Annotated in this window: 10 protein-coding genes, 1 pseudogene and 2 riboswitches; of the genes and pseudogenes, 4 read left to right on the top strand and 7 right to left on the bottom strand. The window is 68.2% G+C overall.

The genetic code is table 11. From position 1 onward, the window contains the following. Positions 1-87: 87 nt before the first annotated feature. A riboswitch (glycine riboswitch) is annotated at positions 88-184 on the top strand. A gap of 154 nt (positions 185-338) precedes the next feature. Beyond that, positions 339-461, top strand: a riboswitch (glycine riboswitch). A 65-nt stretch (positions 462-526) separates the two neighbouring features. After that, complete coding sequence (gene gcvP / locus ACTJIL_RS02430) at positions 527-3,412, top strand: aminomethyl-transferring glycine dehydrogenase (protein WP_440754004.1); 2,886 nt, start codon at positions 527-529, stop codon at positions 3,410-3,412. A 432-nt stretch (positions 3,413-3,844) separates the two neighbouring features. Here the strand turns inward: gcvP and ACTJIL_RS02425 are convergent, their stop codons facing one another. The 5 genes and pseudogenes from ACTJIL_RS02425 to lexA form a co-directional block, all read right to left on the bottom strand. Continuing rightward, positions 3,845-4,420, bottom strand: a complete 576-nt coding sequence (locus tag ACTJIL_RS02425) for an alpha-ketoglutarate-dependent dioxygenase AlkB (protein WP_440755821.1) — start codon at positions 4,418-4,420, stop codon at positions 3,845-3,847. 125 nt (positions 4,421-4,545) lie between these two features. Beyond that, positions 4,546-7,872 (bottom strand): error-prone DNA polymerase, encoded by a 3,327-nt coding sequence (locus tag ACTJIL_RS02420; RefSeq protein ID WP_440754003.1) that lies wholly within the window; start codon positions 7,870-7,872, stop codon positions 4,546-4,548. Between the two features lie 211 nt (positions 7,873-8,083). Further along, positions 8,084-9,523 carry a Y-family DNA polymerase gene (locus tag ACTJIL_RS02415; RefSeq protein WP_440754002.1) on the bottom strand — a complete coding sequence of 480 codons (1,440 nt, stop codon included), beginning with the start codon at positions 9,521-9,523 and terminating at the stop codon, positions 8,084-8,086. Positions 9,524-9,800: 277 nt separating this feature from the next. Beyond that, a pseudogene (gene imuA / locus ACTJIL_RS02410) lies at positions 9,801-10,424 on the bottom strand (translesion DNA synthesis-associated protein ImuA); the annotation flags it as partial. Then, the gene (lexA, locus tag ACTJIL_RS02405) at positions 10,424-11,056 is read right to left on the bottom strand and encodes a transcriptional repressor LexA (RefSeq protein ID WP_440754001.1); all 633 of its coding nucleotides are present in this window, start codon (positions 11,054-11,056) and stop codon (positions 10,424-10,426) included. The pseudogene imuA and the gene lexA, both read right to left, overlap by 1 nt. Before the next feature lie 573 nt (positions 11,057-11,629). Between lexA and ACTJIL_RS02400 the strand changes: the two genes are divergently transcribed. From ACTJIL_RS02400 to ACTJIL_RS02390, 3 genes are all read left to right on the top strand, one after another. After that, entirely contained in the window at positions 11,630-13,762 is a 2,133-nt protein-coding gene (locus ACTJIL_RS02400) for a catalase (RefSeq protein WP_440754000.1), read from the top strand. 224 nt (positions 13,763-13,986) lie between these two features. Further along, complete coding sequence (locus ACTJIL_RS02395; protein WP_440753999.1) at positions 13,987-14,436, top strand: hemerythrin domain-containing protein; 450 nt, start codon at positions 13,987-13,989, stop codon at positions 14,434-14,436. A gap of 186 nt (positions 14,437-14,622) precedes the next feature. Then, a complete protein-coding gene (locus ACTJIL_RS02390; RefSeq protein WP_440753998.1) occupies positions 14,623-15,123 on the top strand; it encodes a lipocalin family protein in 501 nt (166 codons plus the stop codon). An 86-nt stretch (positions 15,124-15,209) separates the two neighbouring features. Here ACTJIL_RS02390 and ACTJIL_RS02385 read toward each other — a convergent pair whose 3' ends face one another. Next, complete coding sequence (locus tag ACTJIL_RS02385) at positions 15,210-15,794, bottom strand: GIY-YIG nuclease family protein (protein WP_440755820.1); 585 nt, start codon at positions 15,792-15,794, stop codon at positions 15,210-15,212. Between the two features lie 252 nt (positions 15,795-16,046). After that, on the bottom strand, positions 16,047-16,976 hold the full coding sequence (locus ACTJIL_RS02380) for an NAD(P)/FAD-dependent oxidoreductase (protein WP_440753997.1): 930 nt from the start codon (positions 16,974-16,976) through the stop codon (positions 16,047-16,049). Positions 16,977-17,046: the final 70 nt, after the last annotated feature.

Genomic DNA, 17,046 nt, shown 5'->3' with positions numbered 1-17,046 from the left:
CGACAAGCCGCCATTGGCGACGGATCCCCGCGATTTCCGCCCAGACGTTGGTCAGTCCAGCGCCCGCTCCGGGCTATAATCCACCCGCAGCACGCAGTGGGAGAAGCGGCCTGGCCGGGACGGCATGGTCGCTGCCGAAGGCGCAACGCCCGTAATCGCTCAGGCCCCAGACCGCCGCGTGCCAAGGTTTGTCGACATATGTGGAGTGGGCCTGGCTGCGCCTGAGGGCGTGCGAAGCAAGGAAGAGCAAGGGCGCGTATGTCAATACGCAACTGAGCGAAGACGCCGCATCGTGCGGCTTCAGGCGCAGCCAGGTCCGCTCTGCATGTGTCGGCAAACCTAATCACTCTGGAGAGACCGGCTGCCGTGATCGGCATGAACCGGCGCCGAAGGGGCACGAAGCACGCGATCGACGATCGATGCGCTTCCAAACTCTCAGGCAAAAGGACAGAGGGGCGCCCATCGTGCGGGTTCGCACGCACGCCATTGCAGGCCCGGCCTGCAGGCCACCTATGGACGCCCCACCATGCCCACGACGCCCTCCCTGCGCGACCTCGAACACAACGAAGCCTTCGTCGAACGCCACATCGGCCCCAACGACGCCGAGATCGCGCGCATGCTGCGCACGGTCGGCCACGACTCGCTCGACGCGATGACCGATGCCATCGTCCCCGGCTCGATCCGCTCGAAGGACGACCTTGCCCTGCCCCCCTCGCTGACCGAGGTCGACGCGCTGGCGAAGATCCGCGCCATCGCCGACAAGAACGAAGTCTTCCGCAGCTTCATCGGCCAGGGCTACTACGGCACCCACACGCCGAACGTCATCCTGCGCAACATCCTCGAGAACCCGGCCTGGTACACGGCGTACACGCCCTACCAGGCGGAGATCTCGCAGGGCCGCATGGAGGCGCTGATCAACTTCCAGACCATGGTCGCCGACCTGACGGGGATGGAGATCGCCAACGCCTCGCTGCTCGACGAGGCCACCGCCGCGGCCGAGGCGATGACCCTGGCCAAGCGCTCGTCGCGGTCGAAGTCCAACGTGTTCTTCGTCTCGAAGAACGTGCATCCGCAGACCTTGGAAGTGCTGCGCACCCGCGCCGACGGCCTGGACATCGAACTGCACGTGGGCGAGGACGCCGATGCGGCCACCGTCGAAAGCTACGGCGTGCTGCTGCAGTACCCCGACACCTTCGGCCGCATCCACGACTACAAGGCCGTCGCCGACGCGGTGCACGCGCGCGGCGGACTGGTCGCGGTGGCCACCGACCTGCTCGCGCTCACCCTGATCGCCTCGCCCGGCGAATGGGGCGCGGACATCGTGGTCGGCAACACCCAGCGCTTCGGCGTGCCGTTCGGCTTCGGCGGCCCGCACGCGGGCTTCATGTCGTGCCGCGACGCCTACAAGCGCTCGATGCCCGGGCGCCTGATCGGCGTATCGGTCGACACCGAGGGCAACCCGGCCTACCGCTTGACCCTGCAGACCCGCGAGCAGCACATCCGCCGCGAGAAGGCCACGTCCAACATCTGCACCGCGCAGGTGCTGCTGGCGGTGATGGCGAGCATGTACGCGGTCTACCACGGCCCCGAGGGCCTGGTCCGCATCGCGCGCCGCACGCATCGCCTCGCCGCGATCCTCGCGAGCGCGCTGCGCAAGGCCGGCGTCACGGTCGCCGATGGCTTCTTCGACACGCTGCACGTCACCGGCATCGACGCCTCCGCGCTGCATGCGAAGGCCGAAGCCGCGCGCATCAACCTGCGCGCGATCGATGGCGGCAGCGTCGGCGTCAGCCTGGACGAAACCACCACGCGCGCGGACGTCATCGCGCTGGCGGGCCTGTTCGGCGCGCAGGTCGACGACATCGACGCGCTCGACGCGGCCACGGCCGACGCCCTGCCCGGCGCGCTGCAGCGCAAGTCGAAGTTCATGCAGCACCCGGTGTTCAACAGCCACCACAGCGAGCACGAGTTGCTGCGCTACATGCGCGCGCTGGCCGACAAGGACCTGGCGATGGATCGCACCATGATCCCGCTGGGCTCGTGCACGATGAAGCTCAACGCCACCGCGGAAATGATCCCGATCACCTGGCCGGAGTTCGGCAACCTCCATCCGCTGGCGCCCGCTGGCCAGACGCAGGGTTACCGCGAACTGGTCGACGGCCTGGAGGCGATGCTTGCCGAGATCACCGGCTACGACGCGGTCAGCTTCCAGCCCAACTCGGGCGCGCAGGGCGAGTTCGCCGGCCTGCTGGCGATCCGCGCCTGGCACCGCTCGCGCGGCGAGGGCCATCGCGACATCTGCCTGATCCCCGAGTCCGCGCATGGCACCAATCCGGCGTCGGCGCAGATGTGCGGCATGACGGTGGTGGTCACGCGCTGCGACGCCAACGGCAACGTCGATGTCGACGACATCCGCGCCAAGGCCGAGAAGCACGCCGACCGCCTCGCCGCGATCATGATCACCTACCCGTCCACGCACGGCGTGTTCGAGGAGGACGTGGTCGAGATCTGCGAGATCGTGCACAAGCATGGCGGCCAGGTGTACACCGACGGCGCCAACATGAATGCCCTCGTCGGCGTCGCACGCCCCGGCAAGTGGGGCTCGGACGTCTCGCACCTCAACCTGCACAAGACGTTCTGCATCCCGCACGGCGGCGGCGGCCCGGGCGTTGGCCCGTGCGCGGTGAAGTCGCACCTGGCGCCGTTCCTGCCCAAGGCGTTCGGCAGCGATGCCGCCGGCGGCATGGTCAGCGCGGCAACCTTCGGTTCGGCCAGCATCCTGCCGATCAGCTGGATGTACATCGCGCTGATGGGCGCCGGCGGCCTGCGCAAGGCGACCCAGGTGGCCCTGCTCAACGCCAACTACATCGCGAAAAAGCTCGAGCCGCATTACGAGACCCTCTACACCGGCCGCAATGGCCTGGTCGCGCACGAATGCATCCTCGACCTGCGCCCGCTCAAGGACGCCACCGGCATCGGCGCAGAAGACGTCGCCAAGCGCCTGATCGATTTCGGCTTCCACGCGCCGACGCTGTCGTTCCCGGTTGCCGGCACGCTGATGGTGGAGCCGACCGAGAGCGAATCGCAGCATGAACTCGACCGCTTCATCGACGCGATGATCCAGATCCGCGACGAGATCCGCGCGGTGGAGGAAGGCAAGCTCGACCGCGAGGACAACCCGCTGCGCCACGCCCCGCACACCGCGGCCCAGGTATCGGCCAGCGAGTGGACCCACGCCTACCCGCGCGAACTGGCCGCGTTCCCGCTGGCCAGCCTGCGCCTGCAGAAGTACTGGCCGCCGGTGGCACGGGTGGACAACGTGCACGGTGACAAGAACGTGTTCTGCAGCTGCATCCCGGTGGGCTCGGCGGACGAGGAACCGGAGGCGTTCAGCGAGCCTGACGTGGTGTGAGTCGGGCGTAGGACGAGTGGAACGAACGAAGCCCCGCGATGCGGGGCTTCGTTCTGTCCGGGTGGCGTGGAAGATCCAACACGGGCCTTCATCCCCGTTACCCCGGAAGCGACTACCAGCCCTTCTCCTGCGCAGCGGGAGAAGGTGGCGCGCAGCGCCGGATGAGGGCGCGAGCGCAGCGAGCTGCGCTTGCTCTTCCCACTATCCGGAACGAAGTCAAAAGCAGCGCGTCGCTTCGCTCGCGCGCCCTCATCCGCCCTCCGGGCACCTTCTCCCGTAAACGGGAGAAGGGTTCTGTGTTCAACCCATTCCGTTCGCGCATGGTTCGCGCCGGTCCCGAGGGCACTCTGCTTCGATCCTCCTGGTTTCTCGGGGGAGGGATGGAAAGCTCGCAGCCGACACCGCTCCTGCAAGGGCGCGACCAGTGCAGGTTCAACGCGGCGGCCGCACGCGGAACACCACGCTCATCCTCGGCCCCATCGGCCTGATGGTCTTGGGGATGCCGTGCTCGTGGGTCAGCTGCGAGGCGTGGCTCATCGCCAGCAGGCTGCCGTGCGCGAGTTCCACGTCGATGGCATCGCGATGGTTCGCCTGCGCACGGATGCGCATGCGCCGCGCATCGCCGAGCGAGACCAGCGCGATCGGTTGCCCCGGCACCAGCATGTGCAGCTTGTCGTGGTGCATCGCCACGCTGTCGCGGCCGTCGCGGTAGAGGTTCATGCCGACCGCACTGAACGGCGCCGGTACCTTTTGCTGCACGCTCGCCAGCATGCCGGCGAGCGGCAGCGGCGAATCCGACGCAAGGTCGTCCAGCCAGTACGACGCGGTCAGCCGCGGCACGTCGACTTCGCGGTCGTACATCATCCGCCGCTGCGATTTCCAGTCCGCATGTTGCAACGACTCGAACCACGCATACGCAGTGGCGGCGTCGACGAACGATGGCCAGTAGCGCACGCCACCTTCGGCATCCTCGAGCAGCTGCATCATCGGCGAGGCGAACAGGTCCAGCGATGGGGCGGTCCGTGAAGTGCCTCGCGACGGAGACATCCGTGGGAGCGGCCATGGCCGTGATGCCTTGGGGATCCCATCGCGGCCATGGCCACTCCCGCTCGGCGCATGTTCCATCGGACGGTTCAATGGAAGTCCCGCGATTCCGTGCGCAGTCCGCCGAGCATCGCGCTCAGGTCCTCGAGGTCGCGCGCAATCAGGTGCTCGACGCCATCGACCTGCTCCCAGCGCCCGCGCACCGCGAGCAGCGTGGAACTGAGCAAAGCCTTGCGCCGCCGCAGCGCGACGTGCGGCCAGACGATCACGTTGACCATGCCGTGCTCGTCCTCCAGCGTGACGAAGATCGTGCCGCTCGCGGTCTGCGGGCGCTGGCGCTGGGTGACGATGCCGGCGGTGTAGACACTCCTGCCGTGGCGCTGGCCGTGCAGATCGTTCGAACCGAGCACGCGCCGCGCGCGCAGCTGTTCGCGCAGCAGCGACAGCGGGTGCGCGGCCAGCGACAGGCCGGTGGCGCGATAGTCGGACAGGAGTTCCTCGCCCATGCCCGGTGCCGGCAGTTCGATGGCGTCCTCGTCGGGACTGCTCGGCAGCAGCGGCCGCTGGCGCTCGATGCCGGCGACGAGCCAGCGCGCGTCGTTGCGATGGCCCGCCAATGTGCGCAGCGCGCCGGCTTCGGCGAGCGCGCTGCGTGCCTTCTCGTCGAGGTTCGCACGCAGGCACAGGTCGGCGACGTTGCGGAATGGATGCCGCGTGCGCGCGATGGTGATGGCGTTGGCGGTTTCTTCCGAAATTCCACGAATCTCACGCAAGCCCAGGCGGATCGCTGGTTGCCCACTGTGGGAGCGGCCATGGCCGCTCCCACAAGGAACTTGATCGGGGGCCTGATCCGAGGCTTCCCGGCCACATCCGCTTGCTGGCCCATCGACCAGCGTGTTGTCCCAGTCGCTGTGCATCACGTCGACCGGCAGGAAATCGACACCGGGGCGGCCTTCGCTGCCACCCTTGTCCCGTCGCGCGTCCTGCACGATCTGGCTCGGCGAATAGAATCCCATCGGCTGCGAATTGAGCAGCGCGCAGGCGAACGCCGCCGGTTCGTGGCGCTTGAGCCAGCAGCTGGCGTAGACGAGTTTCGCGAACGACGCCGCATGGCTTTGCGGGAAGCCGTAGGAGCCGAAGCCCTTGATCTGTTCGAAGATCTGGTCGATGAATTCGGGCGAATAACTCTTGTCGAGCATCAGCGCACGGATGCGTTCGCGATGCGGCTCCATGTCGCCGCCATGGCGCCACGCGGCCATCGAGCGCCGCAGTTGGTCGGCTTCGTGCGGTTTGTAGCCGGCATGGATCACCAACTCCATCACCTGTTCCTGGAACAGCGGAATCCCCAGCGTCGGACCGAGGATTTCCTCGACGCCGGGCGACGGGTACGTCGGAGCCTCCTTCTTCATGCGCCGGCGCAAATAGGGATGCACCATGCCGCCCTGGATCGGCCCCGGCCGAACGATCGCCACCTCGACCACCAGGTCGTAGAAACACTCCGGCTTCAACCGCGGCAGCATCGACATCTGCGCGCGCGATTCGATCTGGAACACGCCGACGGTATCGGCGAGCTGGATCATCTCGTAGGTGGGCTTGTCGTCGGTGGGGAGCGTCGCGATCTCGTAGTCGCGCCCGCGATGCACGCGCACCAGGTCCAGCGCCTTGCGCAGGCAGGTCAGCATGCCCAGCGCCAGGCAGTCGACCTTGAGCATGCCCATCGATTCGAGGTCATCCTTCTCCCACTGGATGATCGTGCGGTCATCCATCGCCGCGTTCTCCACGGGCACCAGCTGCCACAGCGGCTGGTCGGAGATCACGAAGCCGCCGACGTGCTGGGACAGGTGCCGCGGGCGGCCACGCAGCATGCCGGTCACCGCCAGCACGCGTGCGATGAGCGGGTTGTCGATGTCGAAACCGGCCTCGCGCAGGCGCTGCTCCATCGGCGTCTCGCCGTTGCCCCAGCCGTAACACTCGGACAGCAACGCGATCTGGTCCGGCGGCAGGCCGAAGGCCTTGGCCACGTCGCGCACCGCGCTCTTGCCGCGGTAGCGGATCACGGTGGCGGCCAGCGCGGCGCGGCTGCGGCCGTACTTGTTGTAGACGTACTGGATCACTTCCTCGCGCCGCTCGTGCTCGAAGTCGACATCGATGTCGGGCGGCTCGTTGCGCTCCCTCGACAGGAAGCGCGCCAGCAGCAGGCGGCTCTCGGTGGGATTCACGGCGGTGATGCCGAGCGCGTAGCAGACCGCGGAATTGGCCGACGAACCGCGGCCCTGGCAGAGGATCTCCTTCTCCTTGGCGAAGCGGACGATGTCCTCGACGGTGAGGAAGAACGCCTCGTACTTGAGTTCGGCGATCAGCGCCAGCTCGTTGTCGATCTGTTTGGCGACCTGTACTGGCGTGCCTTCCGGCCAGCGCTTGCGCATGCCGGCCTCGGTGAGCTTGCGCAGATGCGACGCAGGCGTTTCGCCCTCCGGCACCAGTTCGGCCGGATATTTGTATGTGACCTCGCGCAGTTCAAACGTGCAGCGCCGCGCCAGTGCCACAGCCGCCTGCAGCAACACCTGTCCGCCTTCGACGGCGCCATGGATGTTTGCGAGCGCGCGACGCGTGCGCAGGTGCCGCTCGCCGTTGCGGAACAGGTGCGCGCCGCATTCGGCCAGCGGCAAGCCGTGGCGGATCGCGGTGACCGTGTCCTGCAGCACGCGCTGGCGGCGGGTGGCCATGTGCACGTCGCCGGCGGCGAGCGGCACCAGCTGCAGCTCATCGGCCAGCACGAGCAGGCGCGCCAGGCGCGCGGCATCGTCGTCGTCGCGGTGCAGCTCCACCGCCAGGTGCGCGCGGTCGCCGAAGACGGCGCGCAACCACGCGCCCTCGCCCGGATCCGGTTCGGCACCGGGCAACCACAGTGCGAACAGGCCGGTGGCGCCGTTGTCGAAGGTTTCCTTTTCGACGTCCGCGCGATCGAGGCGATATTCGCCCTTCACTGCAGCGCGCCGTGCGACGGTGATCAGGCGGCACAGCTGCGAGTAGCCGGCGCGGTTCTCGACCAGCAGCACCAGCCGCAGGCCGTCGTCAAGGCGGAATTCGGCGCCGACGACGAGGTGGATGCCGGTGACCTCCGCCGCATCGCGCGCACGCACGATGCCGGCCAGCGAGCACTCGTCGGTGATCGCCAGCGCCTCGTAGCCGCAGCGTGCGGCGCGTTCGAACAGCTCTTCCGCGCTGGCGGCGCCGCGCAGGAAGCTGAAGTCGGACAGGCAGTGCAGCTCGGCGTAGGCCGGCGCGTCGCCGTGCGGGTCGTCGTTGGCGGCACCGCGCAGGCGCTCGCGCATGCGGACGATGCGCGGGACGTGCGCACCCGGGGTGTCGGGGGCGACGCCAGCGGGCAGATCGAAATCGCCGTCGGCGCTCATGGCCGTTTGCCTTCGCGGCACACGCCGGCGTCATCCTGCTTCCTGTCATCCCATGACCCCGAAGCCTTTGTGGGAACGGCCATGGCCGCGATGAAGCTCGCCGCAGAGTCAATTCCGATCACGACCACAACCACGACGACAGGGGCAAGAGCATCGCGGCCATGGTCGCTCCCACAACCTTCACAACTCCCACAGCCGTTCTGCAACCGGTTCATGCGAACCAGCCGTGCAGCATCCAGCTTCCCTGCTCGCCCACCGGCGCGAACGCCCAGGCGCGCTGTCCCTGCGAGGTTTCGAGGACGTAGTAGTCGCGGCGCGCGTCGTCGCCGTCCCACCAGCCGCTTTCCAGCCGTTCGGGGCCGGAGACGATGCGCAGGCGCGGGTCGCGCAACGGCACGGGCTTGTCCAGCAACCATGCCGGGCGCGGCGGACGGCGCGGCGCTTCCTGCGCGCATGCCGGGTCATCGTCGACGCCGGCACTGCGCCAAGCCCGCTCCGGGCGCGGATCGCCCGTCGGTGCGATCCGCCAGACCGCTTCATCGCCGAGCCGCGCGCGCAGGCGTTCGCGCAATTGCGGCCACGGCAACGCCTGCGCCGGACGATTGTCGAACAGGTCGCGCGAAGCCGGAACGAACGGCGGCAGCTCGCGCGCCAGCAGCCGCACCGCGACGACCGGCTCCGGGATCGCCGCCTGCTCCAGCCGGTTGCGCGTGAGTTCGAACAGCATGCCCGGCTCGCGCTCGGCCGCGAGCAAGCCAACCACCACGTCGGTATGGGTCTGCTCGTGCTCAAGCCGCAGCACGAAACGCTGCACGCCGCCGTCGCGCACCGACAGGTAGGTGGTCAGGTCGCCGACCAGCCGCCGTAGCGGGAACAGCAATGCCTGGTGGCTTTCCACCTCGTAGCCGAGTTCGATCCGGGCATCGAAATGGTCCGGCGGCATGTAGCAGGCCAACGGGTCGTCAGCCTCGCCGTGCAGGCGGTCGAGATGGTCGAGCAGTTCGGCGCCGAAGCGGCGACGCAGGCCGTCGCGCGGCAATGCGCGCACTGCGCCGAGGGTACGCACGCCCATGCGGTGCAGGCGTTCGCCGGCCTCGCCGTCGCCGGCCCGGTCCGGCAGCGCGGCCCGGCGCACGGGCACCCGCGCCAGCGCCTCGTGCATCGCCGCGGCGCTGGTCACCGCGAAGCCGTCGCGCAATTCGGCGAACACCAGCGCCGCGCGCGGCGTCGGCGCCAATGCGATGCGGTGGCGGAAGCCCAAGCCGTCGAGTTCCTCGCGCAGCCGCGCTTCGAAACGCGGCCACGGCCCGAACAGGCGGAAGCTCGCCCGCACCTCCAGCACGATCGCACCCGGCCACTGCGCACTGACCTGCGAGCTGTGGCGGTACGCCCATGCGGCGAGGAAACGCTGCCAGCGCGCCTCGGCGGAGGCGTCGTGTTCAACCAGGGCCACGTCGGACAGCAACGCGTGCGCGGCCGACAGCCGCATGCCGGGTTTCAGCCCGGCTTGCGCGGCAGCATCGTTGACGGCGTGCAGCTGGCGCAGGTGCGCGGGGCCCGAGACCAGCGCCAGCGGGCGGGTCGGATCGGGCGTGCGCCGGAGGACGGCGTCGAGCGCCAGCTGCGGCAGGTGGATGCAGGCCCAGAGCATGGCGCGCTCAACGAAGTCCTGCGATGGCGGCGATTTTGGCGGGGCCTGCTGCAGGAGCGGCTTCAGCCGCGAGCTTTTGGCTTGGCCCCTCCCCCTGCGACGGCAGGGGGAGGCTGGGAGGGGGTGCCCACGGTTCGCGGCGATGCCCAAAGGCACCCCTCCCCAGCCCTCCCCTGCCGTCGCAGGGGAGGGAGCCAAGATTCGCGGCTAAAGCCGCTCCTGCAAGGTTTTGTTGCGAGGCGGGCGAAGAGCTCGCGGCTACCGCCGCTCCTGCGGGGAGAGGGAAAGCATTTGCGGGCACGTTGCCGCCGCGGCACTTGCGCACGTGCCAGGCGCCGCCGGCGTGCTCCAGGCGCAGCGCGGCCGGTGACGGATTGGCGGCGTGCCTGCGGTCGCGGAAGGCGAAGCCGAGGCAGTCGCCGCTGTCGGCCGCCACCTGCAGGCGCCGCAACGCCTGTGCGTCAGCCTGCAACGGCCAGCCGAGCACAGCTCCGCACGCCGCGCTGCGCAGGCATTGTTCGAACGCCCACAGCGCGTTGCGTGCATCGGCGTCGATGACCTCGAGCCTGCGCAGGTCCACGCCCGCCGCCTGCCATGCCGGCGCGTACGGCAGGTAGGGCGGCGCCACCACCGCGACCACCGCGCCCGCCTGCGTCATGCGCGCGAGCGTGGGCAGCAGCAGCGACAGTTCGCCGACGCCGTCGGCCGGCAGCAGCAGTTCGGTCAGCGCGCGCCGTGGCCAGCCGCCTTGCGGCAGCAGCGCGTCGAGCGCGGCGTGGCCGGTCGGTTCGCCGCCCGCGGCCGCCGCCGGCGCACGTCCGGCGCGCCACACGGTCTGCGCCGACAGCAGCGCATCGAGGCTGGGCGCCGTCGCGCCGGCAATGGCGTCCATTGCGCCCATCAGTCGCTGCGCACCAGGCCGCAGTACAGGCCTTCGATGGCGAAGTCGGACCCCGGCGGCACCACGATCGGCGCGTAGTCGGGATTGCGCGGCAGCAGCCGGATCTGCGACTTCGTCCGCTCGAAGCGCTTGATGGTGATCTCGCCATCGACGCGGGCCACCACCACCTGGCCATTGCGCGCGTCGCGCGTGCGCTGCACCGCGACCAGGTCGCCATCGAAGATGCCGTCGTCGCGCATCGAGTCGCCCTTCACCCGCAACAGGTAATCGGGCCGGTTGGCGAACAGCGCGCGGTCGAGCAGCACGTGGCGTTCGACGCCGGCATCGGCGCCGATCGGCGCGCCGGCTGCGACGCGGCCGAGCACCGGCAGCTCCATCCGGTCTTCGCGCAGCCGTGCGCGCGTGCTGCGGCCGCGACTGCCGGCCAGGCGGATCCCGCGCGCCTCGTTGGGCCGCACGTCCAGGTAGCCGGCTTCCTGCAGCCGGCGCACGTGCTTGTGCGCCGCGCAGGCCTGGCGGAAGCCGAACGCGTCGGCGATCTGCTGCAGCGTCGGCGGCAGGCCTTCGCTGGCGGCGTGCTCGCGGATGAAGTCGAGCACGGCGCGCTGGCGGTCGGTGAGGTCGTCAGTCATGGGTAAAAATCTATTTACCTTTGCGGGCAAGCGCAAGCCCCGCGTTCGAACCCATTGCGCCACCTTGTCGTCTCACCGGCCAAGACGGGAGCCGGATCAGTGACTTGCGCTGATCTCGTGTCCACCGCGCCACGTCCGGTCAGGTTGCTGACCGGAATCGACAAACCGGCTTGCGCGGTTTTCACACGCTGACCGCGCGCGGATGTCCTCATCCCTCCCCACCCGGAGACATGCAGATGTCGCGCGGAAACAAATCCAGCTACACCGACAAGCAGAAGCGCCAGGCCGAATACATCGAGCACATCGGGAGGAGCAGGGCCGCAGCGAGGAATCGGCCGAACGCATCGCCTGTGCGACGTGAACAGGCAGGACAGCGGCGGCAAGAAGAAGGACTCGCACAAGTCCCGGGCACCGCGCACGCGGCCCGTCAGTGGCCGCAGCCAACGATTCACTGCACTCCCGCCTTCGAGCCATCGCGCATGCGCCAATGCCCGCCCAGAACGACGTTGCATTAACGCCCGCGCGCCCAGCATGTTTGCCGCGTGCCTCCTTCCCCCTCTCCGGAGCGTTCCGATGGCAACGAGCAAGAAGCCGGGCAAATCACCAGCACCCGCCAAGTCCAAAACCGCCAGCACGACCGCCGGCAAACCCACCGCCGCACGCGAGATCCGCGGCAATGCCGACGAGCTCCACCAACTTGTCGGCGGCGCGCATCCGCCGCTGACCACCAACCAGGGCCTGCAGGTCTCCGACAACCAGAACTCGCTGCGCAGCACGCCGCGCGGGCCGACGTTGCTGGAGGACTTCGTCCTGCGCGAGAAGATCACCCACTTCGACCACGAGCGCACTCCCGAACGTATCGTGCATGCACGCGGATCCGCCGCGCATGGTTACTTCGAGCTGACGAAATCCCTGTCGAAGTACACCACCGCGAAACTGTTCACCGAAGTGGGTACGCGCACGCCGGTGTTCACCCGGTTCTCGACGGTGGCCGGTGGCGCCGGGTCGATCGACACCCCGCGCGACGTGCGCGGCTTCGCGGTGAAGTTCTACACCAGCGAAGGCAACTTCGACCTGGTCGGCAACAACATCCCGGTGTTTTTCATCCAGGACGCGATGAAGTTCCCCGACGTGGTGCACTCGGTGAAGATGGAACCCGACCGCGGCTTCCCGCAGGCGGCCAGCGCGCACGACACGTTCTGGGACTTCATCTCGCTCACGCCCGAATCCATGCACATGATCATGTGGGCGATGAGCGACCGCACGATCCCGCGCTCGCTGCGCATGATCGAAGGCTTCGGCGTGCATTCGTTCCGCCTGGTCGATGCCAAGGGCAAGTCCACCTTCGTCAAGTTCCACTGGCGGCCGAAGCTGGGCCTGCAGTCCACGGTATGGGACGAGGCGGTCAAGCTGGCCGGCGCCGATCCCGACTTCCACCGCCGCGACCTGTTCGAGGCGATTACCGGCGGCAACTTCCCCGAGTGGGAATTCGCTGTGCAACTGTTCACCGAGGAACAGGCCGACGGCTTCCCGTTCGATCACCTCGACGCCACCAAGCTGATCCCCGAGGAACTGGTGCCGCTGACCGTGATCGGGCGCATGGTGCTCGACCGCTGGCCCGACAATTTCTTCGCCGAGACAGAGCAGGTCGCATTCTGCCCGGCCAACATCGTGCCCGGCATCGACTTCAGCAACGATCCGCTGCTGCAGGGGCGCCTGTTCTCCTACCTCGACACGCAGCTGATCCGCCTCGGCGGGCCCAACTTCCACCAGTTGCCGATCAACGCGCCGAAGTGCCCGTTCGCCAACCAGCAGCGCGACGGCCACATGCAGATGCAGGTCCCCAAGGGACGCGTGAACTACGAGCCGAGCTCGCTCGACCCCGCCTCCGCGCGCGCCACGCCTTCGGGCTTCCGCAGCTTCGCCGAACCAGCCGACGACGAATCCAAGAGCCGCATCCGCTACGACACCTTCGCCGACCACTACAGCCAGGCGCGGCAGTTCTTCCACAGCCAGACCGCGCCCGAACAGGCGCACATCGCCTCGGCGCTGGTGTTCGAACTGTCCAAGGTCGACACGCCGCACGTCCGCGAGGCGATGGTCGGGCACCTGCGCAATATCGATGCCGACCTCGCCAAACGCGTTGCCGACGGCCTCGGCCTCGACAAGTTGCCGCCTGCGGCGACGGCCGCGGCGGAAACCCTCGACCTGCCGCCTTCGCCCGCACTGCAGATCATCGGCAAGATGAAACCGACGCTCGAAGGCCGCTGCATCGGCATCCTGGTCGATGACGGCTCCGACGCGGCCGCGATCAAGTCGCTGCGCAAGGCCGCGGAAGATGCGGGCGCGACGGTGAAGATCGTCGCACCGAAGGTGGGCGGCGCAACGCTGTCCGACCGCAGGAAACTGCCTGCCGACGGCCAGCTGGCCGGTACGCCTTCGGTGGTGTTCGATGCCGTCGCGCTGGTGCTCTCCGACGCGGCCGGCAAGCGCCTGGCAGGCGAAGCGGCCGCGGTCGATTTCGTTCGCGATGCCTTCGGTCACCTCAAGGCCATCGCTGCCGATGCCGGTGCGCAGGCGGTGCTGAAAGCCGGCGGCGTCGCAAAGGATGCCGGCGTAGTCGATACCGGCGATGCCAAGGCCTTCGTCAAGGCGGCGATGACGCGGCAATGGGATCGCGAGCCGAAGGTGCGGACGCTGGCGTAAGGCTGCGGGATGGCGACGACGCCAGTGGGCGCCGTCGCCAGTCGACCGCTTCGCGGCCATGGCCGACAGGGCGTGCCGTGGCACGCCACTGGAAGTCATCGCAGCCGACGCGTGATCGGACGGTGTGCTGCGGCTTCCACGCACCACGGACCTGAATTCATCCTTCGCACATCCACTAGTCACGTTCCCTTGTCTGCACATTGCGCAGTCTCAGGAGAACCCCGATGGACGCCATTGCGCTCCTCAAGCAAGACCACAAGGCGGTCCGCGCCATGCTGACGGAACTCGCCGACACCACCTCCCGTGCGAAGAAGACCCGGACCGAGTTGCTGCAGAAGATCAAGTCCGAGCTCGAAGCGCACACCACGATCGAGGAGGAAATCTTCTATCCCGCGTTCAAGGCGGCGGCCGAGAAGGCCGACGACAACAAGATGTTCTTCGAAGCGCTGGAGGAACATCGCGCCGCCGGCGACCTGGTGCTGCCGGACCTGCTCCGCACCGACGTCAGCTCCGACCAGTTCGGCGGCCGCGCAAAGGTGCTCAAGGAGCTCGTCGAGCACCATGCCGACGAAGAGGAGAAGGAGATGTTCCCGCGCGCCAAGGCGCTCATGGACAAGGCGCAACTGCGGGAGCTGGGCGAGCGGATGGCCACGCGCAAGGCCGAGCTCACCTGACTTCCATGGCCCGCGCCCGCGCAGCGCGCTGGTCATCATCGACATGATCAACGCGCTGTATTTTGGCGCCAGGGTGACCACGTCAGCGCGCCTGCGGGTTGCCTGAGGCTGCGGTACCCGGACACGCGCAGGCTTCATTGCCCAGGTGTCCTTGCCCGTTCCATCCCTGTTCCAACCGGAGTCCGCATGACCACTACCCGCAATGAACCCGCCACCGTCGCGTCCATCGACCTGCCGCGCTATCTCGGCACCTGGTTCGAGATCGCGCGCTTGCCGATGCGCCATGAACCCGCGGACTTCACCGACATCACCGCGCACTACTCCCTGCAGGACGACGGCAGGATCCGCGTGCGCAACCGCGCCCTCAACGGCAAGGGCGAACGCGAGGAGTCCATCGGCGAAGCAAGTGCTGTCGACACCAGCAACAGCAAGCTCGAAGTCACTTTCCTGCCCGAAGGCCTGCGCTGGATCCCGTTCACCAAGGGCGACTACTGGGTCCTGAAGATCGACCCGGACTATTCCACTGCCCTGGTCGGCAGCCCCGACCGCAAGTACCTCTGGCTGCTGTCGCGGCAGCCGCACCTCGACGAAGCAACGACGCAGGCGTACCTCGCCCACGCACGCCAGCAGGGATTCGACCTCGCCGACCTGATCCACACGCCGCACACCGGCCATCCCACCGCCTGACCAGCGTTCTCCCACCCAGCGGCTTCAGCCGCGAGTTCTTCCCACCAATCCTTGCGGGTGCCGATGGCCCCACGAGTCCTGGCCGCCTAGCCTGCATCCCTTCCCCGATACCACCGCCAGACCTCCGCCGGCAGCAACGGTTCCACCTCGATCCCGAGTGCCCCGTACGCATCCAGCGTGTCGCGCACCATCCGCTGCACCGGCGTCGGCCCGGCCAATCCCTCCAGTTCGTCCGGGGACAGCTGCGCCTGCGTCCATCCGAACAGCGGATCGCTGCGCGCCAACAGTACCGGTCGCAGCCAGTCTCGCAGCGGCGCATGCACGACGTGGCCACGCTGGCGCAATTCCGCGACCGCGTGTTCCAGTTGCGGAGCCACGCCACGGAACCATTCCGTATGCCCGGCAGCCTCCCTGCGCACGGTCAGCGGTGCCGGCGCGTTGTGTTCGGCCAGCGGACGACGCAACTCCAACTCCAGGTCGCGCGCATCGCGCACCGTTTCGGTTTCCACCAGCAGCCCACGATCGATGTCGAAGAACTCGTACCAACGCCGATGCAACTGCTGTAGCCGCGACAGCGGATCACGCGAGAAGCCGATCTTGCAATGGTCCTCCCACGTGCACGGCAGCACGTAAACGAAACAGCGCCCGCCGGTGGCAATTTTTTCACTCATCGCATCCACGCCATGCCGGCTCTTGCAGGAGCGGCTTCAGCCGCGAGCTCTTTCCGGATTCGCCAGAAGAAGCGCCAAGTCAACGCGTGAGATCCGCTCCATCGCCCGGGGAAGGCCTGAACAGGTTTCGCCCTCCCCACCAAGGAGGGAGGTACTCCACCACAGCCGGACGGCTGATCATTGCTTCTACCTCGCTGACAAGCGACGTCCATGGATCCCCGCCGTCGCGCAGATGACGACTTGTTCACGGATTCATGACGCCCCCGCCCCATCCCGCGGCACGAAGGGAAGCATCGCGTGCACTCGCGTCGCGGCGATCGCCGCCTGCCCCACCGCCACCGATATCTGGTTGAGCCCACTGACCACGTCGCCGATCGCGAACAACCCCGGCACGCTGGTCATCTGGTCGTGGTCGACGACGATCTCGCCAGTGTCCGACAACGTGGCGCCGGCCGCGGCGGCGATGCCGGCGCTGGTATGCGACCCCATGAACGGATAGATGCTGTCGAAGGTGACAGCCTCGCCTTCGCCACTTGCGTAGCTGCAGCGCTCGCCATCGAAGTCCAGCCGGCCGCCCGGCGCCAGCACACGTACGCCCGCGTCGATCGCCTTGCGCATCTTGTCGCCACCCTCGCCGTCGTCGCTCGGCAACAGGTAGACCCGACTGGAATAGGCGCGCAGGAACAAGCCGTGGGCGCCGATGTCGCCGGCCGGGCCATAGACGCCGATACACGAATCGCCGGCTTCATAGGCATCGCAGATCGAACACAGCCGCAGCGCGCCGCAAGCGACCGCATCCGCCACCCACGGCTCGTCCGGCAGCTTGTCGGCCAGCCCGGTGGCAAGGATCACGCAGCGCGCGCGCCACGACCGCGCGCCGTCCAACAACGTGAAGCCGGCGTCGCCGCGCTCGATCCGCTCGATCTCCACCGCCTCGAAACGCGCCCCGAACTCCATCGCCTGCGCCTTCATCCGGCGCAGCAGCTCCAACCCGGCCACGCCGTTCGGGAAGCCGGGGCAGTTGTTGCTTTCCGGAATCCACTTTGCACGACTGTCCCCGGCATCAAGCACCCGGCACGAACGCAGGAAACGGCCGAGATAGGTAGCGGCGGTCAACCCGGCCGGGCCACCGCCCACCACCACCACGTCAAGCAGCGGCGCGGATTCCGCGGAAATGGGCATGCTCTGGATTCCTGGGCCTGGAAAGGTCACCAGCCTAGGCGCCGTGATGTCACGGCATCGTCACCCTCGC

Source organism: Luteimonas sp. 22616 (genome assembly GCF_052044325.1).
GTDB lineage: Bacteria > Pseudomonadota > Gammaproteobacteria > Xanthomonadales > Xanthomonadaceae > Luteimonas.
Note: the sequence above shows the minus strand (reverse complement) of the source record. Positions and strands in the feature narration are given on the sequence as shown.

Excerpts from the sequence above, each read along its gene's own strand:
- ACTJIL_RS02420 (WP_440754003.1), bottom strand. The coding sequence starts at position 7,872 with ATGAGCGCCGACGGCGATTTCGATCTGCCCGCTGGCGTCGCCCCCGAC.
- lexA (WP_440754001.1), bottom strand. The coding sequence starts at position 11,056 with ATGACTGACGACCTCACCGACCGCCAGCGCGCCGTGCTCGACTTCATC.
- gcvP (WP_440754004.1), top strand. The coding sequence starts at position 527 with ATGCCCACGACGCCCTCCCTGCGCGACCTCGAACACAACGAAGCCTTC.
- ACTJIL_RS02390 (WP_440753998.1), top strand. The coding sequence starts at position 14,623 with ATGACCACTACCCGCAATGAACCCGCCACCGTCGCGTCCATCGACCTG.
- ACTJIL_RS02395 (WP_440753999.1), top strand. The coding sequence starts at position 13,987 with ATGGACGCCATTGCGCTCCTCAAGCAAGACCACAAGGCGGTCCGCGCC.
- ACTJIL_RS02415 (WP_440754002.1), bottom strand. The coding sequence starts at position 9,523 with ATGCTCTGGGCCTGCATCCACCTGCCGCAGCTGGCGCTCGACGCCGTC.
- ACTJIL_RS02385 (WP_440755820.1), bottom strand. The coding sequence starts at position 15,794 with ATGAGTGAAAAAATTGCCACCGGCGGGCGCTGTTTCGTTTACGTGCTG.
- ACTJIL_RS02400 (WP_440754000.1), top strand. The coding sequence starts at position 11,630 with ATGGCAACGAGCAAGAAGCCGGGCAAATCACCAGCACCCGCCAAGTCC.
- ACTJIL_RS02380 (WP_440753997.1), bottom strand. The coding sequence starts at position 16,976 with ATGCCCATTTCCGCGGAATCCGCGCCGCTGCTTGACGTGGTGGTGGTG.